Below are 19,573 nucleotides of genomic sequence, written 5' to 3'. Positions count from 1 at the left end.
CAGCACGCCCGTTCGGGCAACCGTGTCTCTGGAGGTCCAGTCGACAAAAGGAGAATTAATTCCGACTCCGATACTGTGCTTTTCATCTTGCTGCATCGTATCATTCGCCCAACTTGACCGTCAATGACTTGAGCGGTACTGAGGACGAATGAAGAGCAATGAGGATTACAGCCATATTTTTACATACTTCATGTAAAAATGTAGTTGCCCGCGGAAACTGTTTCGTTTACAATGGGCTTAATAGTTTATTTCCAATTAATTCACTTGGTATTAACGGATTTCAGGAGGGAGCCGGAGTGTCGTCGAAGGAAATGCGCCTGATCACGCTGCAGGAAGCTATGGATATATTCGGTATCAGCCGCTCCACGATCGATCGCTGGCGGCTGACCAAGCAGCTTCCTTTTATCAAGATCGGCAAGGAAGTTTTCATCGACCCCGAAGAGCTTCAGAAGTGGATTCGCAGCTATGCGGCGGATCATCGCGATGCCGACGGCAGGAAGGAGCGCCGGGTACTGAAGCTGGCTATCGGCTACCAGAGCGGCACTGCGCACATGTGGAGCTCGCTGCTGATCAAGGAAACCGGCTTCTTCGAGGAAGAGCTGAAGCGCTATTATCCGAAGCACCTGCTGGAGATCGATTGGTACAACGGAGTCAGCGGTCTGGAGCTGCTCGAGGGTATGATTATGGGCAAGCTCCATATCGCTTCCTTGGGCGACTATCCGATCAAGATCAGCAACACACTCAGCCGGCTCTTGCCGTCGTTTCAGTCCGTGCTGCTCGCCTTCGACGGCAAAACTCCGCAGGGCAAAGGCATTTCCATTGCCGTTCCGGCCGGCAGTCCGGTCTCCACACCGCACGACTTGAGCGGCGAAACCATTTGCACGGTCGCCCACTCCAGCGCCAGCCTTCGGCTTAAGCGCCTGCTCACGGAAATCGGCGGCGATGACGCCAAGATCATTCATGGCAACATGGGCGACAATATGAACCGCATTGTAGAGCGGTCCGTCGGTGCCGGCGTCATGTGGGAGCCCTACTTGAGCTTGCTCGGCTACACGGGAGGCGCCCGCCTGCTCTTCGAGGAGGGAATGGGCGACGACTATTTGACCGGCCTTATCGCGAGCCGCGAGTGGGCGGCGGCGCATCCCGATATCGTCGTCGCATATTTGAAAGCGCACCTTCGGGCCCACCAGATGATGCGTACCCAGCTGCCGCAGGTGGTGAAGCTGATCCGTCACTCCACCGGCATTCCGGAGATTGTCGTATGGAAGGTGCTGTCACAGGTCCGGTGGGATTCCGCCGTCTACGAGCGCGACCTCGAAACGCTCAGCAGGCTTGACGTGCCTGCCGAGGCGGCGCGGGAGGACGGAAGCATCTGCACACAAGCCGATTATTTGCAAATGGCTTTGGAGCAGCTGCGCTTACCGCAAGTACCGAACTCGCCGATCCGAGGGGGGTGGGCGGTGGAGGAGCTGTATTAGCTGCGGGTTTCCATAAGCGACTTTCGGGGCGTTATTTGATCCACTTTCATTGGTATCTTACTAATAACGGATTTTCAGGTCGTTATCCGCAGGTTTTCTGCGATCTTCCAGCTGATTGGGCCAAATAACGCCGTCTCAAACCGCTATCCGCAAAGAGTGCAAGCCGGGCAGCAGAATAGAGACTTGAAAATCCGCTATTCACCCGTGTACGTCGACCGCCCCCACCGGCAACCGGCAATCAGTAATCCGTAACCCGGCAATCGGCAATGAGCAATCAGCAACAAGCATCAGCAATCAGCAACCAGCATCAGCAACCGCAATCAGAAACCAGCATCAGCAACCGGCATCAGCAACCGGCATCAAGCAATAAACAACCAACAACCAGCAGCCAGCCGCAAAACGCGCCTGGCCTCTCCGCGGGAAAAAAAATAAGCGTGTAACGCCTAAGCGTCACACGCGTTTTCACCTTGCAAAGCTGCCATCTTGCGATATCCGACATCGGCAGCAAGCCCGAATGCACCTTCCCGATCAAGTAACCGATTCACAAACTAACGCATTACATATCCTATCGGGAGCAGCGCTGCATATCGTTCAACTCGCGATTCGTCGCCTACGCGATTTTCGCTCCCGGCACAGCCGCCTTCTTACTATTCGCTCTATAATACGCCATAATTTGCTCGTCCAGCAGGCAGCTTGCCTGAAGCACCTGCAGTCCGGCAAACCCTCCGGCTTCCGACACGAGAGCAACCAATTGCGACCTCAGCCGCTCCAGCTCATCATCCAACGCTTGCTCACTCATTTTCACTACTAGCCTCCTTGATCAATACCACAGAAACTAGTTTACTATAAGATTCGAGCATATCCTGTTGAAATTTGTCCTACACACAAAATTCACATCTTTGGTCTAACATTCCAAACAGCCGCAAAGAGCAAGCCTTACAGCGCACCGTCAATCGCAGCCTTTCGTTGGTTCCGTAAATTTTGTCGCATCAACCAACCTATTATTTTGTCAGCGACCGTCGATTCGCCGCATGCAAAACGGCCCCCTGCTCCATCCTCGCGCACGGGGTGCGCGTGCGTGCAGGCGGGCCGGTAACTGGAACGCCTTATGCTTTGCGAAGCTTGCCGAGCTCCGACGTTATCGCATCAATCTCGCTGATCGAGAACGTTGATTTGGAGGCGACCATGTCGTACAAGTCTTTCAAATCCTCGTACAGCGCCGGATCGAAGTTCGTCCCCTTGATCGAGCCCCCTGTCGCCATACGCAGCTTCTTCTTGATCTCCTCGAACATAAACTCCACATTCTCTTCCGACCATACATTCAAATCCATCAGTACCGCTTCCTCTCTCGGGCAAGCACCCGCAAGCTCGTGTATACTTAGCATAGAGAAGTGCGACTACCGAGTCAAGGAGGCTTAAGCTGCGATGACCCTGCATACGTTCCACCTTACAACATCCCAACGCGACGAAATCGTCGACATTACCCGTTACGTCACCGAAATTCTTATGAAGCACCCCATCCAGGAGGGCTTCGCTATCGTCTACTGCCCGCATACGACAGCCGGAATCGCCATTAACGAAAATGCAGATCCCGATGTGAAGCGCGATGTGCTTCGGCGCCTGGACGAAACGTACCCGTGGCGCCATCCGCTCGATCGCCACAGCGAAGGCAACACCGCCGCTCACCTGAAGGCGATCACGACCGGAACCTCACAGACGGTGCTCATCGAGAACGGCCGGCTCGTGCTCGGCACGTGGCAGGGCATCTACTTCTGCGAATTCGACGGGCCGCGGCGCCGCACCGTACACGTTAAGCTGTTTCACGGGTAGGCTTCAGGCCGGATTTCTCCATCCCGAACTCGGCACCGGCGGCGGCTTCCGCCGGCTCGCTCCGGCGGCCGCGGCCGCCCGTCGCCGACGCCTTCAAGTTCCGGCAAAGGAAATGGACGTGATCCTCCGCCATCTTCTCCACTTCGGCAAACGACTGCTTATAGTGAATCGAATACGAGATGAAGCCGTGCAGCGACATGAACAGCGTCCACGGCAGTGTGTAGCTGATCTCCGAATTATCGTTGTAGCTGCTGACCACATCGCGCACGACCTCGGAGAACAGCTCCAGACATTGCGCCTGCTCGGAACGGGAGTAGGTCATAATTTCCGAGTCATTGATCATGAACATAATTTCGTAATGATTCGGATTATCGAGACCGAACCGGATGAACTCCAGCATCCAGTTCTGCAGCAGCACGATGCTGGGCTGCGCGTACGTGCTCATCAGCTCCTGCTGACGGCGCAGCAGCGTGCTGAAATCGTCGCGAATCAAGGCGTAGAACAGCTCCGCCTTCTCCTTGAAATGATAATATAACGCACCATGGCTGTAACCCATTGACTTTGCGATGCTTCGCATCGTTAAAGCGCGATAGCCGTGGGTGGCAAACAAACCTCTGGCTTCCTCCAAGATACGCTCACGGCTTAACTCCTGAGCGACCGCTTTCCTCGCCATGGAAATCCCTCGCTTTGCTCCACTCGATATGAAATTATTTGTTGCGGATTATGCAATCCACCTCATACTGACTCAACTAAGCTGCTCATCTTGGTGAGGAATATAACGGCTGTCTCCGGCTTCAATCGCCGCTTGGCCTTGCGTAAGGTCCGTCATCCAGGCTATGAACGCATCCGCTTCGGGTTCAAGCGGAAAGCAGACGACCGTAACTTGATCGGTGTACTCGGTCGGCCCGAGCAGCGTGCCGCGGCCGCGCAGCTCGTTCTCCACTTTGCCCAGCCACGTATACTCGACGCGTACGCGAACTTCACGGTGAAGCTTCATCCAGACCGGCTTCGCAGCTTCGATCCCGATGACGGCCCCGTCCGTATATGCCCGAATCAAGCCGCCTGCGCCGAGCATAATCCCGCCGAAATAACGGGTTACGACAACGACTGTATTTTTAAGACCTTGATGCTTGATCACTTCCAGAATCGGCTTCCCAGCCGTTCCGCTCGGCTCTCCGTCATCCGATTGCTTCTGAATCTCATCGCGCATGCCAATGACATAGGCAAAGCAATTGTGGGTGGCCGACCAGTGCTCCTTGCGGATCGATTCGATGAATCGAAGCGCTTCACCTTCATCCTGGACCGGACGGCAATGCCCGATGAATCTGGACTTCTTGATGACGACTTCTGCGGTACCGGCTGTCTGAACCGTGCGATAAGTAGGGATCATGGTGGCCTTTCCGACAACGTAGAGTAATCTTATTTCACATTATTGTACAGGATGTAGCGAGCCTTAACAACATTTTTTTCAATACAATTGTCCAACGCTTCGATGCCAACGTTTGCGCCAAACCCTTGCCACATAAGGACCGACTGGTCGTTTTGTTGCACGAAGGCAAATCCGGTTCATGAAAAACAAAACGTCTCCCGGGCTCGGAAGGAGCCGCGGGAGACGCCGGAATGTTTACTGTTGCAAACGCGCTTCGAGCTCCGCCTTCTCCTTCTCGAAGCCGGGCTTGCCCAGCAGAGCGAACATATTTTTCTTATACGCTTCTACGCCCGGCTGGTCGAACGGATTCACGCCGAGCAGGTAGCCGCTGATGCCGCATGCCTTCTCGAAGAAGTATACCAGGTAACCGAACGTATACGGCGACATATCCGGCAGCGTGACGATCAGGTTCGGCACCGCCCCGTCGGTATGCGCCAGCATCGTGCCCTGGAACGCCTTCTTGTTGACGAAGTCCATCGTCTTGCCGCTCAGGAAGTTCAGCCCGTCCAAATTCGCCGCATCCGTACCGATCGTAATGTGCTCCGGCACTTCCTCGACCTGCAGCACCGTTTCGAACAAAATGCGGGAGCCTTCCTGCACGTACTGGCCCATCGAATGCAGATCCGTCGAGAAGTCGACCGACGCCGGGTAAATTCCTTTGTTATCCTTGCCTTCGCTCTCGCCGTACAGCTGCTTCCACCATTCGGAAACGAAGTGCAGCGACGGCTCGTAGTTGACGAGAATTTCAATCGTCTTGCCTTTGCGGTACAGGATATTGCGGACTGCCGCGTATTGGTAGCTCAGGTTCTCGGCCAGGTTCGGATTCGAGAACTCTTCGCGCGCGTCGGCGGCGCCCTTCATCATCGCTTCGATGTCGATGCCCGCTGTCGCGATCGGCAGCAAGCCGACCGCCGTCAGCACGGAGTAACGGCCGCCAACGTCGTCAGGAATGATGAACGACTCGTAGCCTTCTTCGTTTGCAAGCTGCTTCAGCGCGCCGCGAGCCTTGTCCGTCGTTGCGTAGATGCGCTTGCGGGCGCCTTCCTTGCCGTACTTCTGCTCAAGCAGCTCACGGAAAATGCGGAACGCGATCGCCGGCTCCGTCGTTGTGCCCGACTTGGAGATGACGTTGACCGAGAAGTCTTTTCCTTCAAGCAGCTGCAGCAGGTGCTTCGTGTAAGTGGACGAAATATTTTGCCCGGCGAACACGATTTGCGGCGTCTTGCGCTGATCCTTGGAGAGCATATTATAGAACGAGTGGGACAGCATTTCGATCGCCGCGCGTGCGCCGAGGTACGAGCCGCCGATACCGATCACGACGAGCACGTCGGAATCGGATTGAATTCGCTTCGCCGCCGCCTGAATACGGGCGAACTCTTCTTTATCGTAATTGACCGGCAGATCGATCCATCCGAGATAGTCGTTGCCTGCGCCGGTGCCCTGATGGAGCTGCTCGTGAGCAAGCGCCACCTGGCTAGCCAAATAATCCACTTCATGCTGACCAAAGAAAGATAATGCCTTGCTGTAATCAAACTGCAGTTTCTTCATCCTTTGTAAGACTCCTTCCTGAATTTGGGTTCTCTTTACACGCTATTCCTAGAATAGCGGGTAGGTTGGGCAAATGCAAATCCGCGTGATACAATAAATACCAGAGGTGATTGTCATGAAACGAATCGGATTCATCGGGTTGGGCACGATGGGCAAGCCCATGGCCGCCAACCTTCTGCGCAAAGGGTATCCTGTGACGGTGTACAACCGCAGCAGCGGCAAAACGGACGAACTGGCAGAGCTTGGCGCCGAAGTCGCCGGCACGATCGCCGACGCCGTAAGGGAATCGGAAGTCATCTTTACGATGCTGAGCGACGACGCGGCGCTGCTTGACGTATTCCACAGCGAGCACGGCATTCTCTCCGCCGTCCAGCCGGGTCAGACGATTATCGACAGCTCCACCGTTGCACCGGCAACGAGCCGCAGGCTGTTCGAGGAGCTCGCGAACCACTTCGTCGACTTCCTCGACGCTCCGGTAACGGGCAGCAAGCCGGCTGCGGAAGCGGGGACGCTGACGTTCATGGTCGGCGGCAGCGAGGACGTGTTCCGCGATCATTACGAGCTGTTCCTTGCGCTCGGCAGCAAGGTGCTGTACCTCGGACCGTCCGGCTCCGGCTCTTATGCGAAGCTTGCCCACAACACGATGGTCGGCATTAACGCGCTCTCGCTGATGGAGGGCTTGTCGATCGCCACGAAGGCGGGCATCAACCCCGAGCATTTCCTCGAGATCGTACAGTCCGGAGGAGCCGCAAGCAAGCAGGTCGACCTCAAGGGTATGAAAATCGTGAACCGCGACTTCAGCAACCAGTTCTCGGTCAAGCTCATGCTGAAGGATTTGCTGCTCGCAACGGATTTAACCAAGCAATTTCAGCTTCCCGCTCCGATGCTCCATAACGCCGTAACACTGTTCCAGATGGGACTTGCCAAAGGCTTCGGCGAAGAGGATTTGAGCTCCGTCATCCGCTGCTATGAAGAGTGGATGGGCCGCGAGGTGGCCAAGCATACCGTTCCGACTCCGCAGATCGCCGAAGAAGCGGCCGTCTTATCCGGACGGGAACGCCGCCGAGCCGAGCGGGTCAGCCTCAATATCAAGCTGCATCTGTCGGTGTACCAATGGGAGCAGGAGGGCTCGTTCTCCGGGCAAAATATCGAAGGGACGCTGCGCGACTTGTCCGAAAGCGGCCTGCAAATCTCCTCGTCCTTCCCGCTGGCCAAAGATATGTTCGTCGTCATCCACTTCCCGCAGGAAGCGGATCTGCCGCCGATTACCGGCCGTATTGTCCGCATCGAGGCGGGCCAGGACGAATTCCGCTACGGCTGCATGCTGTCCGGTCTCCCGCCGTATGTACGGATCAAGCTGGAGCAGTATATCGAATCGAGAAGATAAAGAGCTCGCAAGCGCTGGAAAATGAAAAGACCCGCCGTCATCACTTCCGCTACCACATAGTCGGTTGTGCTGCCGGCGGGTCTTATTATGCTTCGCTACTCTTGAACGTAAGAACAGATGTAATCGGTCACCGTCTCGACGACGAGCTGGAACCGCACATTCGCCGGCACCTCGAACGTCCCGGAGCCGTCGATCTCCCGCCAGTCGCTGCCCGGCACGAGCACCTTCAGCTTGCCGGCTTGAATCTCCATAATTTCCTTCGTATCCGTGCCGAAATCGTACTCGCCCGGAAGCATGATGCCCAGCGTCTTCTTCGTTCCGTCCGCGAACAGCACCGTACGGCTCGTTACTTTCCCGTCAAAATAAACGTTGGCTTTCGTGACAATCGATACTCCATCAAATTGCTGCGACATATCGGTCTCTCCTCTCCTGGTGGGAAGACTCTGCTTTACAGCAGAGCCTTTACTTTCGCCGCTACATTTTCAGCCGTGAAGCCGAACTCCTTGATCACGCGGTCGCCCGGTGCCGAAGCGCCGAACGTATCGATGCCGAGAACGTCGCCCTCGTGGCCGGTGTACTTGTACCACGACACCGGGTTCGCCATCTCGACGGCAAGGCGCGCCTTGACGTTCGGCAAAATGACGGAATCCTTGTATTCCTTCGGCTGCTTCTCGAACAGCTCCAGCGACGGCAGGCTGACGACGCGAACGTGGATGCCTTCGGCGGCCAGCAGCTTCTGCGCGGCAACGCCGAGCTGAACTTCCGAACCGGAAGCGAGAATTTGCGCGACCGGCTGCCCATTCGCCGCTTCGGAAACGACATAACCGCCCTTGCGGATGCCTTCCTTCGCCAGCTCGCCGGTGTTCTCGAGGATCGGCAGGTTTTGGCGGGTCAGGATCAGCGCGTAAGGCGTATCCCGATGCTCCATCACATAGCGCCATGCTTGCGTCGTCTCGTTCGCATCCGCAGGACGGATGACCGTTACGTTCGGAATCGTGCGCAGCGCAGGCAGCTGCTCGACCGGCTCGTGCGTCGGGCCGTCTTCGCCTACGGCGATACTGTCATGCGTAAATACGTAGATGACCGGCTGGGACATGATCGCAGCCAGACGAATCGCCGGGCGCAAGTAATCGGAGAACACGAAGAACGTGCCGCCGAACACGCGCAGACCGCCGTGCAGGCTCATGCCGTTCAGCGCCGTGCCCATCGCGAACTCGCGCACGCCGAACCAAATGTTGCGGCTTGCATAATCGTTGCGGCTGAAGTTGCCGAGGCCTTTCATTTCCGTGTTGTTCGAGCTCAGCAGGTCCGCGGAGCCGCCGAACAAATTCGGCACGTTCTTCGCGATTGCGTTGATCGCAGCGCCGGACGCGGCGCGGGTTGCCATCGGCTTGTCCGCCGGCGTATACGTCGGCAGCGCGGCATCCCAGCCTTCCGGCAGCTCGCCGGCTGTAGCGAGGCGGAACTGCTTCGCCAGCTCCGGATAAGCGGCTTCGTATTTGGCTACCAGCTCCTGCCAAGCTTGCTGCGCAGCCGTCCCCTGCTCCTTCACCTTCGCATAGTGCACGCGCACTTCGTCCGGCACCAGGAAGTCCGGCTCAGTCGGCCAGCCGTAATATTCCTTCGTCAGGTTGGACTCCTGCTTGCCGAGCGGCGAGCCGTGCGGACCTGCGTGGCCGCCCTTGCCCGCTTTGTTCGGGGAGCCGTAGCCGATAACCGTCTTCACTTCGATCAGCGTCGGGCGGGACGTATCGCGCTTCGCTTCGGCAAGCGCGGTCGAAATCGCGACGATGTCGTTGCCGTTCTCTACGCGCAGCACCTGCCAGCCGTAAGCCTCGAAGCGGCCGCGGATGTCTTCGGAGAACGACATATTCAGTTCGCCGTCAAGCGAAATATCGTTGGAATCGTACAGCATGATCAGCTTGCCCAAACGCAGGTGGCCCGCCAGGGACACCGCTTCGGCAGCTACGCCTTCCATCAGGTCGCCGTCGCCGCAGAGCGCATAGGTGAAGTGGTCGATCACGTTGTAGCCTTCTTTATTATACGTAGCGGCCAAGTGCGCTTCGGCCATCGCCATACCGACGGCCATGCCTACGCCTTGTCCGAGCGGACCGGTCGTCGCGTCGACGCCAGGCGTGTGGCCGAACTCCGGATGCCCCGGCGTCAGGGAGCCCCACTGGCGGAAGCTCTGAATTTCTTCCATCGGCAGATCGTAGCCGCACAGGTGCAGCAGCGCGTACAGCAGCATCGAGCCGTGGCCGGCGGACAGCACGAAGCGGTCGCGGTTAATCCAGGACGGATCGGCCGGGTTGTGGGTCATATGCTGCGTCCACAGAGTGTACGCCATTGGAGCGGCGCCCATGACGATGCCCGGGTGCCCCGAATTCGCCTTGTCGATAGCGTCGATAGCCAGTGTGCGGATCGTGTTGATGGAGAGCTGTTCGATCGTTTGATTCGTTGCGGTCATGATTTCAACATGCTCCTTTCCGATTTCCGTGCATATTCTGGTGCTTGTCTGTTTTGTCGCTTTACCTTATGAAAGTCACTTTGAATATTGTACCATTTGCCCTGACAGTTTACCACAACTTGCCGCTGAAAATGATGAAAATCGTGATTTGCTGAAAGCGGCGGACCACGGCGCTTTCACTTGGCCCGGACCGCCGCATCGGTACGCCCTACTTCGCCGCTGTATCCGCAGCTTGTTCATCGGTCTGTAAGAGCTGCTTGAACGTCTTGATATGGCCTACATGCATTGCTTCGTGAAAGATGAAAAAGTTCAACAGCTCGCCGGCCGTATGAAGCTCAAGGCCTCCATAAGCCTTTAACTGAAAAGGCGGTTCCAGCCGATGATCCGTGCGATGGGAAAAAACTTCTCTGATCTTGCCCTTTTGCAGCTCCAATTGCTCAATCAGCTGCCGGAGAGTCGGCGCACCGGTTGTCCAGTCCCTCGGACTTGTGCCGGGTTTGAACAATTCACCGTAATGGTCCGGCAAATAGGAGGCTGATTCAAAGATCTCAAAAGCCCGGTTCGTCGCAAACAAGGTATGGCCTGCATGCCATTTGATCGAATTGTTGAATCCGTCCGGCACACGCTCCGCTTCGCTCTCCGTAACCGTTTCAACCGTTTTCAGCAATGCGTCCCTCGTCAAATCGAACTGCTTTACAATATCCGTCAGAACCATAGAACTTCCCGCCCTCCCTGGAATTTGACCGTTCTATCCGAATTGCCAAGGGACGCATTATGTCCCGGTAGGACACCTAACGTCCCTAAGTCGAATTATACACCCCACTTTCTGGAAAATCAATCCGGTTTTTCGCCGCATGTAGATTTTGGCATTCCCCGGGAGGTATGATGAAGTCGTTGAACAAGCACGAGTGGAAGGGGCGGCGCACATGTTTACCGCTATCATGTTATTTGTACTGGCCGGACTTGCCGAAATCGGCGGAGGATATCTCGTTTGGTTGTGGCTGCGGGAAGCGAAGCCGCTGTGGTATGGGGTAGCCGGCAGTATCATCCTTGTCCTGTACGGGATCATTCCCGCGCTGCAAAACTTCCCGTCCTTCGGGCGCGTGTATGCAGCCTACGGCGGCGTGTTTATCGTACTCGCCGTTCTGTGGGGCTGGATGGTCGACCGCAAATCGCCGGATCTTTACGATTGGATCGGAGCCGCCATTTGCCTTGCCGGGGTATCCGTCATGCTGTGGGCGCCGAGAAATTAAGCCGATCCCCGCATTCTCCTCCGCTCAGCTCCGCCGCGTTCCCGTGTTGCCCCGGAGCAACATCGTTTGCCCCCGCAAACTGTGTTGAAGCGCCGTAAATCTTCTTGCGCGGCGCAACACTGTTTCTCTAGACCCACACGATTCTCCTTATGTATAATGGCACCGAAGTTCACTTCGATAGGAGTGTCGTGTATGGAACGAACGAAACCCGCCGCCGAATTCGGCGCTTGGCTCAGCATAGGCGCTTATATTTTTCTATCCGTTATGAAGCTCGCCGTAGGCTACGCCTCGGGCTCGCAAGCCCTGCTTGCCGACGGCCTGAACAATTCGTCCGATATCGTCGCTTCTCTGGCCGTTGTGATTGGTCTCCGCATCGCCCGCAAGCCTGCAGACGCCGAGCACCGGTACGGACATTCACGTGCGGAAACGGTTGCCTCTCTGGTCGCTTCGTTCATTATGGCCGTTGTCGGCATCGAAGTATTGTTCCAGTCCGTCACCCGCTTCTTGAAGGGCGAGGTGCCTGTGCCGAATGCGGCCGCCGCCTGGACCGCCCTCTTCGCGGCGGCCGTCATGTACGCGGTCTACCGTTACAACCTGAGGCTGTCCCGCGTGACGGGCAGTCTGGCCTTGAAAGCCGCCGCAGCGGACAACCGTTCGGATATGCTCGTAAGTCTAGGTACATTCATCGGCATTCTGGGAACGGTCTGGGGACTGTACTGGCTCGATTCGCTGGCAGCGGTTATCGTCGGGCTCGTCATTTGCAAAACCGCCGTCGACATTTTCAAAGAGGCCACGCACCTGCTGACGGACGGCTTCGACGACAAGGAACTGGAGACGTATAAGGCGACGGTAACTTCTATGGAAGGCGTCGAGCACGTAAAGGATATTAAGGGACGCATTCACGGCAGTCACGTCTTTGTCGACTTAACGATTGAAGTGGATCAGCGCATGAGCGTTTACGACAGCCATGCCATTACGGAGAACATCGAGCATAAGCTGAGGGAGAAGCACCGGATCCGGCACGTGCACGTTCATATCGAGCCCCACTAATACCGTAACGGGAGCGAAAATCATGCCGCTAACCTGCCCGCACGTCTCCTATACCGCAGGGATCGGCAGCGGCCTCGCCGCCGGCACCGCGCTTGGACTGTTTCTGAAGCTGGCCCAGGCGTGGTCGGGGGCGCGCGTCTACACGCTGCTGCTTAACGTCGACTTCATACCTCTGCTCGCGCGGCCGCTGCCGGAATGGGTGGAATTCGCGCTTCACCTCGGGTTTGCGGCTGCGCTCGGCGCCGTCTTTGCGCGGCTGATGCGCCGCCGGAGATGGCCGCTGTTCTGGGGGGCGCTGCTCGGTATTGCGGCCATCCCGCTGTACGTACCGCTATCGTTGCTGTCCGAGCGCGTACCGGAGCTGGATGACCGCATCGCCTGGCTCTGGTGGTCGGCGGGACATATGCTCTTCGGCTTGACGCTGGGCGCTTGCGGCTTATGGAAGCGGTCCGCAAAGGTACCGGCCGGACCAGCCTGACTCGGCTCGGCTCGGCGGCTTTCCGCCCTCATGGTACAATATCGCATATCGCCATTTCGGTCATGACTCTTGTGGTTACGGAGGTTCTCCATGACGATATTTCCGTTCACGCTCTCCAATGACGGCAGCTCGGGCACGAGCTTCCCTTGCGAATATGCCGTCCATACGATCCACAGCACGTTCCCGTCCCATCGGCACGATTGTCTTGAACTGTCGTTCGTGATCGAAGGGCTCGGCACGGAAATCGTGAACGGCGCCATGCATGTCATGCAGCCCGGCACGTTCACTTTCCTGCTGCCTTACCAAATTCACGAGCTGCACGCCAAACCGGGCCGGCCGCTCCGGCTCTACAACTGCATGCTCAGTATGGATCTGTTGATGGCGCCCGGCGAAGCCGATTGGGGGCTGAACCGCCTTCTATTCGACGTGGACCCGGCGCTGCCGGCGTATGTGCAATTCACGGGCGCCGAGCAAGAGAGCATGCGGGAGCTGATGCGGAGCATTCTGGAGGAATTCGAAAGCGACCGCCCGTGGAAGCGGGCGCTCGTCAAAGCGAAGCTGACGGAGGCGCTCGTCCGGTTCGACCGGGCCCGCCGGGAGAAGCTGGTCGGCGCTAAAGCCCAGCCTGCCGTAAATGCCGGCGCCGCTGCCGGAAGCCCGGCGGCGGCCGCCGCGCCCGGCCCGCCCGGCCATATGCCCGCCGGCCTGTGGAAAGTTATTACGTATATCCATGCGCATTTCCGCGAGGAGCTGTCTTTGGCCGGACTGGCACGCATGTTTCATTTTCACACGACACACCTCAGCGAGCTCATCCACCGGCATACAGGCCAGCCGTTCGTCCGGCTGCTGCACGAGATTCGCTTGAGGCATGCTTGTTCCCTGCTGGCCTCCACCGAGATGAAGATTGCGGACATCGCCGCCGAAGTCGGCTACGGCTCTACCCAGACGTTATTCCGCGCCTTCCAGAAATACAAAGGGCTGTCGCCGCAAGCGTACCGGCGCCTGCGCAACAGCCCTTCCGTGCCGCCCGGGGGTTCGACCGGCGACTCTTCTCTTAATTGAACACGACCGTTTTGTTCTCGTGAACGATGATGCGGTCCTCGCTGTGCCATACGACGGCGCGCGCCAGCACGATCCGTTCGATGTGGCGGCCGATCCGCTTCAAATCCTCAACCTTGTCATGGTGACTGACGCGCTGTACGTCCTGCTCGATAATCGGCCCGCCGTCCAGCTCCTCGGTCACATAATGCGCCGTCGCCCCGATCAGCTTCACTCCCCGATTGTGCGCCTGAGCGTAAGGCTTGCCGCCGACAAAGGCGGGCAGGAACGAGTGGTGAATGTTGATCATCCGGTTGCGGAACCGCTCAATGAATACCGGCGAAATAATTTGCATATAACGGGCGAGAATGACGGTATCCGCCTGCGCTTCCTCAACGATCTCGATCTGGCGGCGCTCCGCCTCCGCCTTCGTCTCCGCTGTAACCGGCACATGATGATACGGCACCCCGAACGATTCCGCGATCGGTCTCATATCCGGATGGTTGCTCACGATGACCGCGATATCCGCGTCCAGATCGCCCGCCTGCCACTGCCACATCAGCTCAAGCAAGCAGTGATCCTCCTTCGAGACGAAGATCGCGAGCCGCTTCTTGCGGCTGGCCGGCGACAGCTTCCAATTCATCTCGAACTGCTGCGCCACCGCGCCAAAGTTCGCTTCGAGCGCCGACAGGCGCTCCGGGAGCGACTCCAGGTCAAACTCGATGCGGATAAAAAACAGGCCGCCCGCCGGGTCCATCGTATACTGGTCGGACGATACGATGTTCGCCCCGTGCTCGAACAAAAATTTCGATACGGCGGCGACAATACCCGGCCGGTCGGGACAAGAGATAAGCATCCGCGCCCGGTTTCGTAATGCTTGATCGGATGCCGCCTTGCTGCTGCTAACGATGCGTTCCATATGGTTCCTCCCTAATTGCTCCATGCATGTTATATGTATTCAACGCAACGGCAATAAGCGGCGATGAGCGGCATTAGCCGGCGGTCCTTAAGTCCTCCGGCAATCGCCGCTCACACGCCGCACCGCTGCGCCTAAGCTTACTGCGCCAGCGCCATAAGCGCATCCTTGCCCGCCAGCCAAGCGGTCAGCCGGTGATTGATCTGCTCCTCGCTCAGTTCGGCGCCGAACAGCTGCTCCGCAACGATCAGATCGTACAGACGCTCCATCGGCTCGCGGCCGTCCGCCTTTTTCGCCTTCGCGTCGTTCTTCAGCAGCTCCCACGTATTCAGGATGAATTCGCGGTGATGGATATCCTGCTTTTCGAAGAAATGGCCCAGCTTCTCGACGTGCTCGAAGAACTCGCTGCCGAAGCGCTCGGCCGCTTTGCCGCTCAGCAGCGCGATCTCCGCTTCGTACATCGGTCGCTCCGAGCTTGCGTCCTTGCCGATCCACGGCGTCTCGAGAATCATCGGCAGATGCTTCAGCTTCTCGTGGTGAACCACGTTGTGAATCGCCTTGAAGCCGATCCAGCCGGAGCCGACCGGCGCATGGCGGTCTTTCGCGGCACCGCGCGGATTCTTGCTGTCGTTCAAGTGAATGACGGCCAGCTTGTCCAATCCGACGGTCTTGTCGAAGCGCTCCAGCACGCCGTCCAGATCGTTCACTATATCATAGCCCGCATCGTGAACGTGGCAGGTGTCGAGGCAGACCGTCAGCCGGTCGTTGAATTCGACCTTCTCCATAATTTCCGCAAGCTCCTCGAACGAGCGGCCGAGCTCCGAGCCCTTGCCCGCCATCGTCTCGAGCGCGATGTTCACGTTCGTCGCATCCTTCACGCCGGCGAGCACTTCGTTAAGGCCCTCGGCGATGCGGTCGATGCCGTACTCCGGATCCTTATCCGTATACGCGCCCGGATGCAGCACGATGTTGCGCACGCCCAAGTAATCGGTGCGGCGCATCTCGTCCTGCAGGAAATCGACGGCAAGGCGGTACGTCTCCGGCTTGTACGAACCGAGATTAATAATGTAAGGCGCGTGAACGACGATCTCGTCGATGCCCGCTTCCTTCATCACGGCGTGGCCTTCCTCGACGAATTGATCCTCGATCGGCTTGCGTCTCGTGTTCTGAGGCGCACCCGTGTAGATCATGAACGTTCCTGAGCCGTATGAGACCGCTTCGGTAGCGGCGTTAAGCAATCCTTTATCGGAAAATGACACATGTGAGCCGATCTTCGTCATTATGGGTTCGCCCCTTGTTTCGTTAATGTGGTATCCGTTTTATTTTACCTCGCCTAGTGCTGCAAGTCTACCGGGGGCGGTTGGAGACGCCTGCAAAATGAGGTATAATGGGGGTTGAACTGACTCCGTAATCGATGAGGTGAAGCGTCGTGCCGAACGGTACGTTTATGATTTTTATCGTGATCTGGGCATTCATCATGCTGGGCTTTATGGCGATCGGCGGCTATTTCATGTTCCGCAAGTTTTTCAAGGTGCTGCCGCGCGAAGACGGCAAATCCAAGCTCGACTGGCAAAATCACTGGGTCGAAGCGTCCCGCCACCTGTGGACCGACGACAGCAAGGCGTTCCTCGATCAGCTCGTCTCGCCGGTGCCGGGCCCGTTCCGCGATATCGCCAAGCACTCCATCGCCGCGAAGATCGGCGAGGTTGCGCTGCAGGACGGCGCCAAGGAAGTGACGCGCGACCACTGCATCCGCGGGTACATTCTGGCGACGCCGCGCCGCGATTACAAGAGCTTGACCAGCTTCCTCGACAAGCAAAATATCGACTACAGCGCGTACAAGCATCTGCTGAACTGACCGCGCTGCGAATTCCTTCGGTGAAGCTGAAGCCGCAAGCCCGCCCTGCCGCAACTGTTCGCGATGGGCGGGCTTTTTTGTGCCCTTGGGCTCCTCCCGCGATCGAGCGTGTTCCTGCACTCTCGATGGCTAGGCTGATTCCATATTGTCGCTACATGCACAAAGAAGACCGCGTCCCCATGGGGTCCGCGGTCTTCTACCCTGCTGTTATTTACGCAAATGAGGGCTTGCGGCGCGTCACGTCCCCGCTGAGCACCTTCACAAATTCCTTATCCGATCCGTCTACCGACGGTCCGATGAACACGCCAGCCGCGCTTAGCGGCGAAGCGAAGCTCTTCTTCTTCCTGCGGACCAAACGGCTGCCCTGGGCAGAGGCGATGGAACGCAAGCCCTTCTGATGTTCACGTTTCATTCGTATCCCCTCCAACGAGCTGATCGATCGTCAGCAGCAGGTCGTCGTTCATCCGAACGACCTCGCCAAGTTCTTCCGGCGAGAGCGGCCGATGCCCGGAAATATGCACGGACATCACATGCTCGGTACCTAAAGGATAGCACAGCACATATACCTGCGCAAGCTCGCGGCGCTTGAAAAACGCCCATTTTCCGCTCAAATACACATCCAGCACATAAATCTTGCGGTCGTTCTCCGCCATCTTGCGCTCATACTCGGAGAAGGTAAAAAACCTTCCTCTTCCGACATTGCCTCCGACATGACCGAGTCCGTCCGCCCCCTTCTTCTGCCAGAAGGCTGCGCCCGTCACCCGGAACCCGGACGGCGGCAGCAGCGAATTGCGGACCGCTTCGCTCAATGCCTGGTACGGGTCAGGCGCTGCGTGAATCGTCACATGCCGGCTGAACTCCCACAGAAAGTGCAGCACGCTCCGCTTCTGCTGCAGTTCCTCCTCCTTCGCGGCAATTACAGCGGCCGGATCGTTAAAGCATCCTTGCGCGGCGATCACATCCGCAATGCGGCCGCAGGCGACGTCCACCGCTGCGGTCAGGTTGCCGTCATCGCGCCAATCGTACTTAAGCAGCGTCATGCCCTGCAGATCGGACAGCAGATGGAAGTCCCTGACGACTTCCCCCGCTATGAGATCGTCGCGCTCCTCCACCCTGCTGGGAACGATCGCGAACACGCGGCTTCGCCGCAGCTTGCCCCAGAACAATCCCATCTCGAACAGCGTATTGTCACGCGTCATGAACACGTACTTGCCGCGGTGCAGCGCAATGTCATCGGGCGCAAATACGAAGATCCCGTAATCGCAGCGGTCCAGCTGCTTCTCCAGCGAATCCATCGTATATTCATTCGCGCCGAACGTCCCCGCATACCACGGCGTCACCTGGGCGACATAGCTGAGCTGTTCGCTTACAGCGCGGGCGACCCTCATCGCCTCCCGGGAAGAGCCTATGAAGATGTTCGGCTTCGTTACCAGTCTCGGCATGGACATCCCCTTATCCAAATCTCAAACACTACAATAACGCTATTATACTACACTCTCCTACTATTGGGAATTAATGTATACCCGCAATTCTTTTCCTGTCGTTCAAGCCAACTTGGGGTTCCAGCTATTCTCCTGTTCATTCAGTCGATTCAGCTCGAACTCCGCACATAATTCGAGATCCGCACATACTCGGCATCTTCCCAGAGGGATTGTCACCTTAAAATAGCCAGTCCGAAATTTCCGCTCGGCTTCTTCCGCAGGCTTCAAATTCATACATTTTACACAAAATATCATATTCTCAACACGTAACATGACAGATTCACCCCATAATCACTAAGTATCCCCTTCTTGTATGAAATTTATGACGAAACGCGAATGATTATGACAAATGCCTATACCCTCTATTATCGTCCACATTTTGGAAATCATTCTAGCCCTTCATATGTTATTTGCAATAAACTACTATTTTAATTATTTCGATTTTATTTCGTCATCGTTCACCGGACAATCTTCGCGGATTGTTGGTACAGATCTATTGTGGATCGTAAAAATCATCGCTCCCACAATGATTATCGCCCCCCATCCGGCACATGGATTCGACCGATCGTCAAGCTTAGGGAGGATGGGATACCGAATGAATGCGAAGAAGCTGTTGGAGGTTCAAGCTATTGCAGCGCAGCTGGGGATTAATGCGGAATTTTTTACACAGTGGAAAGTAGAACTGCTCGGGCCGTGTAGACCGGAGGATCCGGGTACCCGCAATCGCGGCCCGCGGAAAGAAGCTGAACAGTCAGTTGATTCCATGTACGGCATGCCTCAGGAACATCTATACGTCCAATCCTGTCAATAACCTCTTTACAATTCGGAACATGTAGCGTATATTAGAAATATGAATTCGATACACAACGTATCGAAATTAAAATATCCATTTCACTCCAACAATAACAATGCCCCACAGCACAGCGGCAGCCAGGCCGCCCCACAACAATCCTCTGAATAACGTTCCTTTATACATTTTGCATCACCCCTGTACTATAGTTATAGCTCACGTGTGTAGTTGCAGCAATACTTTTATTGTATTTTTATATTACATTTTTATGGAACCGCTTACAAAAATATGTCTTTCGAGGGCCCGGCAGCATACCATCTTTTTTGGCTTTTACGCGAAACCAACAGAGCTGACGTCACTTAATCAACATAAAGCAAAATAATATGCAGTCCGTTCTCTATCAGGAGTCGGGCTGCATTTGTTGTATCTGCGCGTTCGGCGCCTTCTTATTGCGGCCGGCGGTTGTTGTTCCCGATAACTATTTATCTGATAAATAAATATTAAATTAATTTTTTTGAATATCAAGTTGCCTCAGCAAATCCTTCACATGCGAACATTTGTTTGATATAT

At 56.5% G+C, this 19,573-nt stretch carries 21 protein-coding genes; 9 read left to right on the top strand and 12 right to left on the bottom strand.

The features are described 5' to 3' along the window. Positions 1-296 precede the first annotated feature (296 nt). Positions 297-1,478: a helix-turn-helix domain-containing protein gene (locus ACFFK0_RS18625; protein WP_377471819.1), complete on the top strand. Its 1,182-nt coding sequence runs from the start codon at positions 297-299 to the stop codon at positions 1,476-1,478. Between the two features lie 610 nt (positions 1,479-2,088). Here the strand turns inward: ACFFK0_RS18625 and ACFFK0_RS18620 are convergent. After that, entirely contained in the window at positions 2,089-2,277 is a 189-nt protein-coding gene (locus tag ACFFK0_RS18620; protein ID WP_377471818.1) for a Spo0E family sporulation regulatory protein-aspartic acid phosphatase, read from the bottom strand. A 307-nt stretch (positions 2,278-2,584) separates the two neighbouring features. Continuing rightward, positions 2,585-2,809 (bottom strand): DUF1128 domain-containing protein, encoded by a 225-nt coding sequence (locus ACFFK0_RS18615; RefSeq protein WP_377471817.1) that lies wholly within the window; start codon positions 2,807-2,809, stop codon positions 2,585-2,587. A gap of 94 nt (positions 2,810-2,903) precedes the next feature. Here ACFFK0_RS18615 and ACFFK0_RS18610 point away from each other — a divergent pair, with 94 nt between their 5' ends. Next, positions 2,904-3,308, top strand: a complete 405-nt coding sequence (locus tag ACFFK0_RS18610) for a secondary thiamine-phosphate synthase enzyme YjbQ (protein WP_377471816.1) — start codon at positions 2,904-2,906, stop codon at positions 3,306-3,308. Here ACFFK0_RS18610 and ACFFK0_RS18605 read toward each other — a convergent pair. The 3 genes from ACFFK0_RS18605 to ACFFK0_RS18595 form a co-directional block, all read right to left on the bottom strand. Next, positions 3,289-3,981 carry a TetR/AcrR family transcriptional regulator gene (locus ACFFK0_RS18605; RefSeq protein ID WP_377471815.1) on the bottom strand — a complete coding sequence of 231 codons (693 nt, stop codon included), beginning with the start codon at positions 3,979-3,981 and terminating at the stop codon, positions 3,289-3,291. The two genes, ACFFK0_RS18610 and ACFFK0_RS18605, sit on opposite strands and share 20 nt — an antisense overlap. Before the next feature lie 72 nt (positions 3,982-4,053). Then, the gene (locus ACFFK0_RS18600) at positions 4,054-4,698 is read right to left on the bottom strand and encodes a YigZ family protein (protein ID WP_377471814.1); all 645 of its coding nucleotides are present in this window, start codon (positions 4,696-4,698) and stop codon (positions 4,054-4,056) included. 234 nt (positions 4,699-4,932) lie between these two features. After that, entirely contained in the window at positions 4,933-6,285 is a 1,353-nt protein-coding gene (locus tag ACFFK0_RS18595; RefSeq protein WP_377471813.1) for a glucose-6-phosphate isomerase, read from the bottom strand. A gap of 115 nt (positions 6,286-6,400) precedes the next feature. Between ACFFK0_RS18595 and ACFFK0_RS18590 the strand changes: the two genes are divergently transcribed. Continuing rightward, complete coding sequence (locus ACFFK0_RS18590; RefSeq protein WP_377471812.1) at positions 6,401-7,672, top strand: NAD(P)-binding domain-containing protein; 1,272 nt, start codon at positions 6,401-6,403, stop codon at positions 7,670-7,672. 95 nt (positions 7,673-7,767) lie between these two features. On the opposite strand, the gene ppnP is transcribed toward ACFFK0_RS18590, so the two are convergent. From ppnP to ACFFK0_RS18575, 3 genes are all read right to left on the bottom strand, one after another. Next, positions 7,768-8,085 (bottom strand): pyrimidine/purine nucleoside phosphorylase, encoded by a 318-nt coding sequence (ppnP, locus tag ACFFK0_RS18585; protein WP_377471811.1) that lies wholly within the window; start codon positions 8,083-8,085, stop codon positions 7,768-7,770. A 35-nt stretch (positions 8,086-8,120) separates the two neighbouring features. Then, positions 8,121-10,139: a transketolase gene (gene tkt / locus ACFFK0_RS18580; RefSeq protein ID WP_377471810.1), complete on the bottom strand. Its 2,019-nt coding sequence runs from the start codon at positions 10,137-10,139 to the stop codon at positions 8,121-8,123. A 208-nt stretch (positions 10,140-10,347) separates the two neighbouring features. Continuing rightward, positions 10,348-10,854 carry a DinB family protein gene (locus tag ACFFK0_RS18575; RefSeq protein WP_377471809.1) on the bottom strand — a complete coding sequence of 169 codons (507 nt, stop codon included), beginning with the start codon at positions 10,852-10,854 and terminating at the stop codon, positions 10,348-10,350. Between the two features lie 211 nt (positions 10,855-11,065). Here ACFFK0_RS18575 and ACFFK0_RS18570 point away from each other — a divergent pair, with 211 nt between their 5' ends. The 4 genes from ACFFK0_RS18570 to ACFFK0_RS18555 all read left to right on the top strand — a co-directional run bounded on the left by ACFFK0_RS18570 (position 11,066) and on the right by ACFFK0_RS18555 (position 13,982). Beyond that, positions 11,066-11,392, top strand: a complete 327-nt coding sequence (locus tag ACFFK0_RS18570) for a YnfA family protein (protein WP_377471808.1) — start codon at positions 11,066-11,068, stop codon at positions 11,390-11,392. Positions 11,393-11,584: 192 nt separating this feature from the next. After that, a complete protein-coding gene (locus ACFFK0_RS18565) occupies positions 11,585-12,442 on the top strand; it encodes a cation diffusion facilitator family transporter (RefSeq protein WP_377471807.1) in 858 nt (285 codons plus the stop codon). 22 nt (positions 12,443-12,464) lie between these two features. Next, on the top strand, positions 12,465-12,920 hold the full coding sequence (locus ACFFK0_RS18560) for a hypothetical protein (RefSeq protein WP_377471806.1): 456 nt from the start codon (positions 12,465-12,467) through the stop codon (positions 12,918-12,920). 90 nt (positions 12,921-13,010) lie between these two features. Then, the gene (locus ACFFK0_RS18555) at positions 13,011-13,982 is read left to right on the top strand and encodes a helix-turn-helix domain-containing protein (RefSeq protein WP_377471804.1); all 972 of its coding nucleotides are present in this window, start codon (positions 13,011-13,013) and stop codon (positions 13,980-13,982) included. Here ACFFK0_RS18555 and purU read toward each other — a convergent pair. Together purU and ACFFK0_RS18545 are read right to left on the bottom strand one after the other, a co-directional pair. Beyond that, on the bottom strand, positions 13,975-14,877 hold the full coding sequence (gene purU, locus ACFFK0_RS18550; protein ID WP_377471802.1) for a formyltetrahydrofolate deformylase: 903 nt from the start codon (positions 14,875-14,877) through the stop codon (positions 13,975-13,977). The genes ACFFK0_RS18555 and purU overlap by 8 nt on opposite strands. Positions 14,878-15,014: 137 nt before the next feature. Next, the gene (locus ACFFK0_RS18545; protein ID WP_377471801.1) at positions 15,015-16,154 is read right to left on the bottom strand and encodes a deoxyribonuclease IV; all 1,140 of its coding nucleotides are present in this window, start codon (positions 16,152-16,154) and stop codon (positions 15,015-15,017) included. A gap of 167 nt (positions 16,155-16,321) precedes the next feature. On the opposite strand from ACFFK0_RS18545, the gene ACFFK0_RS18540 reads away from it, so the two are divergent. Continuing rightward, positions 16,322-16,732: a DUF2621 domain-containing protein gene (locus ACFFK0_RS18540; RefSeq protein WP_377471938.1), complete on the top strand. Its 411-nt coding sequence runs from the start codon at positions 16,322-16,324 to the stop codon at positions 16,730-16,732. Positions 16,733-16,943: 211 nt separating this feature from the next. Here the strand turns inward: ACFFK0_RS18540 and ACFFK0_RS18535 are convergent, their stop codons facing one another. Then, positions 16,944-17,144, bottom strand: coding sequence for a hypothetical protein (locus tag ACFFK0_RS18535; protein WP_377471799.1), 201 nt, complete (start codon positions 17,142-17,144; stop codon positions 16,944-16,946). Further along, a complete protein-coding gene (locus ACFFK0_RS18530) occupies positions 17,134-18,174 on the bottom strand; it encodes a TIR domain-containing protein (protein ID WP_377471798.1) in 1,041 nt (346 codons plus the stop codon). Before ACFFK0_RS18530 ends, ACFFK0_RS18535 begins: the two co-directional genes overlap by 11 nt. 634 nt (positions 18,175-18,808) lie before the next feature. On the opposite strand from ACFFK0_RS18530, the gene ACFFK0_RS18525 reads away from it, so the two are divergent. Next, positions 18,809-19,024, top strand: a complete 216-nt coding sequence (locus tag ACFFK0_RS18525) for a hypothetical protein (RefSeq protein ID WP_377471797.1) — start codon at positions 18,809-18,811, stop codon at positions 19,022-19,024. Positions 19,025-19,573 lie beyond the last annotated feature (549 nt).

Origin of the sequence: Paenibacillus chartarius, assembly GCF_042432825.1 — a bacterium.
GTDB classification, from domain to species: domain Bacteria; phylum Bacillota; class Bacilli; order Paenibacillales; family NBRC-103111; genus Gordoniibacillus; species Gordoniibacillus chartarius.
Note: the sequence above shows the minus strand (reverse complement) of the source record. Positions and strands in the feature narration are given on the sequence as shown.

Excerpts from the sequence above, each read along its gene's own strand:
- ACFFK0_RS18620 (WP_377471818.1), bottom strand. The coding sequence starts at position 2,277 with ATGAGTGAGCAAGCGTTGGATGATGAGCTGGAGCGGCTGAGGTCGCAA.
- ACFFK0_RS18615 (WP_377471817.1), bottom strand. The coding sequence starts at position 2,809 with ATGGATTTGAATGTATGGTCGGAAGAGAATGTGGAGTTTATGTTCGAG.
- ACFFK0_RS18610 (WP_377471816.1), top strand. The coding sequence starts at position 2,904 with ATGACCCTGCATACGTTCCACCTTACAACATCCCAACGCGACGAAATC.
- ACFFK0_RS18605 (WP_377471815.1), bottom strand. The coding sequence starts at position 3,981 with ATGGCGAGGAAAGCGGTCGCTCAGGAGTTAAGCCGTGAGCGTATCTTG.
- ACFFK0_RS18600 (WP_377471814.1), bottom strand. The coding sequence starts at position 4,698 with ATGATCCCTACTTATCGCACGGTTCAGACAGCCGGTACCGCAGAAGTC.
- ACFFK0_RS18595 (WP_377471813.1), bottom strand. The coding sequence starts at position 6,285 with ATGAAGAAACTGCAGTTTGATTACAGCAAGGCATTATCTTTCTTTGGT.
- ACFFK0_RS18590 (WP_377471812.1), top strand. The coding sequence starts at position 6,401 with ATGAAACGAATCGGATTCATCGGGTTGGGCACGATGGGCAAGCCCATG.
- ppnP (WP_377471811.1), bottom strand. The coding sequence starts at position 8,085 with ATGTCGCAGCAATTTGATGGAGTATCGATTGTCACGAAAGCCAACGTT.
- tkt (WP_377471810.1), bottom strand. The coding sequence starts at position 10,139 with ATGACCGCAACGAATCAAACGATCGAACAGCTCTCCATCAACACGATC.
- ACFFK0_RS18575 (WP_377471809.1), bottom strand. The coding sequence starts at position 10,854 with ATGGTTCTGACGGATATTGTAAAGCAGTTCGATTTGACGAGGGACGCA.
- ACFFK0_RS18570 (WP_377471808.1), top strand. The coding sequence starts at position 11,066 with ATGTTTACCGCTATCATGTTATTTGTACTGGCCGGACTTGCCGAAATC.
- ACFFK0_RS18565 (WP_377471807.1), top strand. The coding sequence starts at position 11,585 with ATGGAACGAACGAAACCCGCCGCCGAATTCGGCGCTTGGCTCAGCATA.
- ACFFK0_RS18560 (WP_377471806.1), top strand. The coding sequence starts at position 12,465 with ATGCCGCTAACCTGCCCGCACGTCTCCTATACCGCAGGGATCGGCAGC.
- ACFFK0_RS18555 (WP_377471804.1), top strand. The coding sequence starts at position 13,011 with ATGACGATATTTCCGTTCACGCTCTCCAATGACGGCAGCTCGGGCACG.
- purU (WP_377471802.1), bottom strand. The coding sequence starts at position 14,877 with ATGGAACGCATCGTTAGCAGCAGCAAGGCGGCATCCGATCAAGCATTA.
- ACFFK0_RS18545 (WP_377471801.1), bottom strand. The coding sequence starts at position 16,154 with ATGACGAAGATCGGCTCACATGTGTCATTTTCCGATAAAGGATTGCTT.
- ACFFK0_RS18540 (WP_377471938.1), top strand. The coding sequence starts at position 16,322 with ATGATTTTTATCGTGATCTGGGCATTCATCATGCTGGGCTTTATGGCG.
- ACFFK0_RS18535 (WP_377471799.1), bottom strand. The coding sequence starts at position 17,144 with ATGAAACGTGAACATCAGAAGGGCTTGCGTTCCATCGCCTCTGCCCAG.
- ACFFK0_RS18530 (WP_377471798.1), bottom strand. The coding sequence starts at position 18,174 with ATGCCGAGACTGGTAACGAAGCCGAACATCTTCATAGGCTCTTCCCGG.
- ACFFK0_RS18525 (WP_377471797.1), top strand. The coding sequence starts at position 18,809 with ATGAATGCGAAGAAGCTGTTGGAGGTTCAAGCTATTGCAGCGCAGCTG.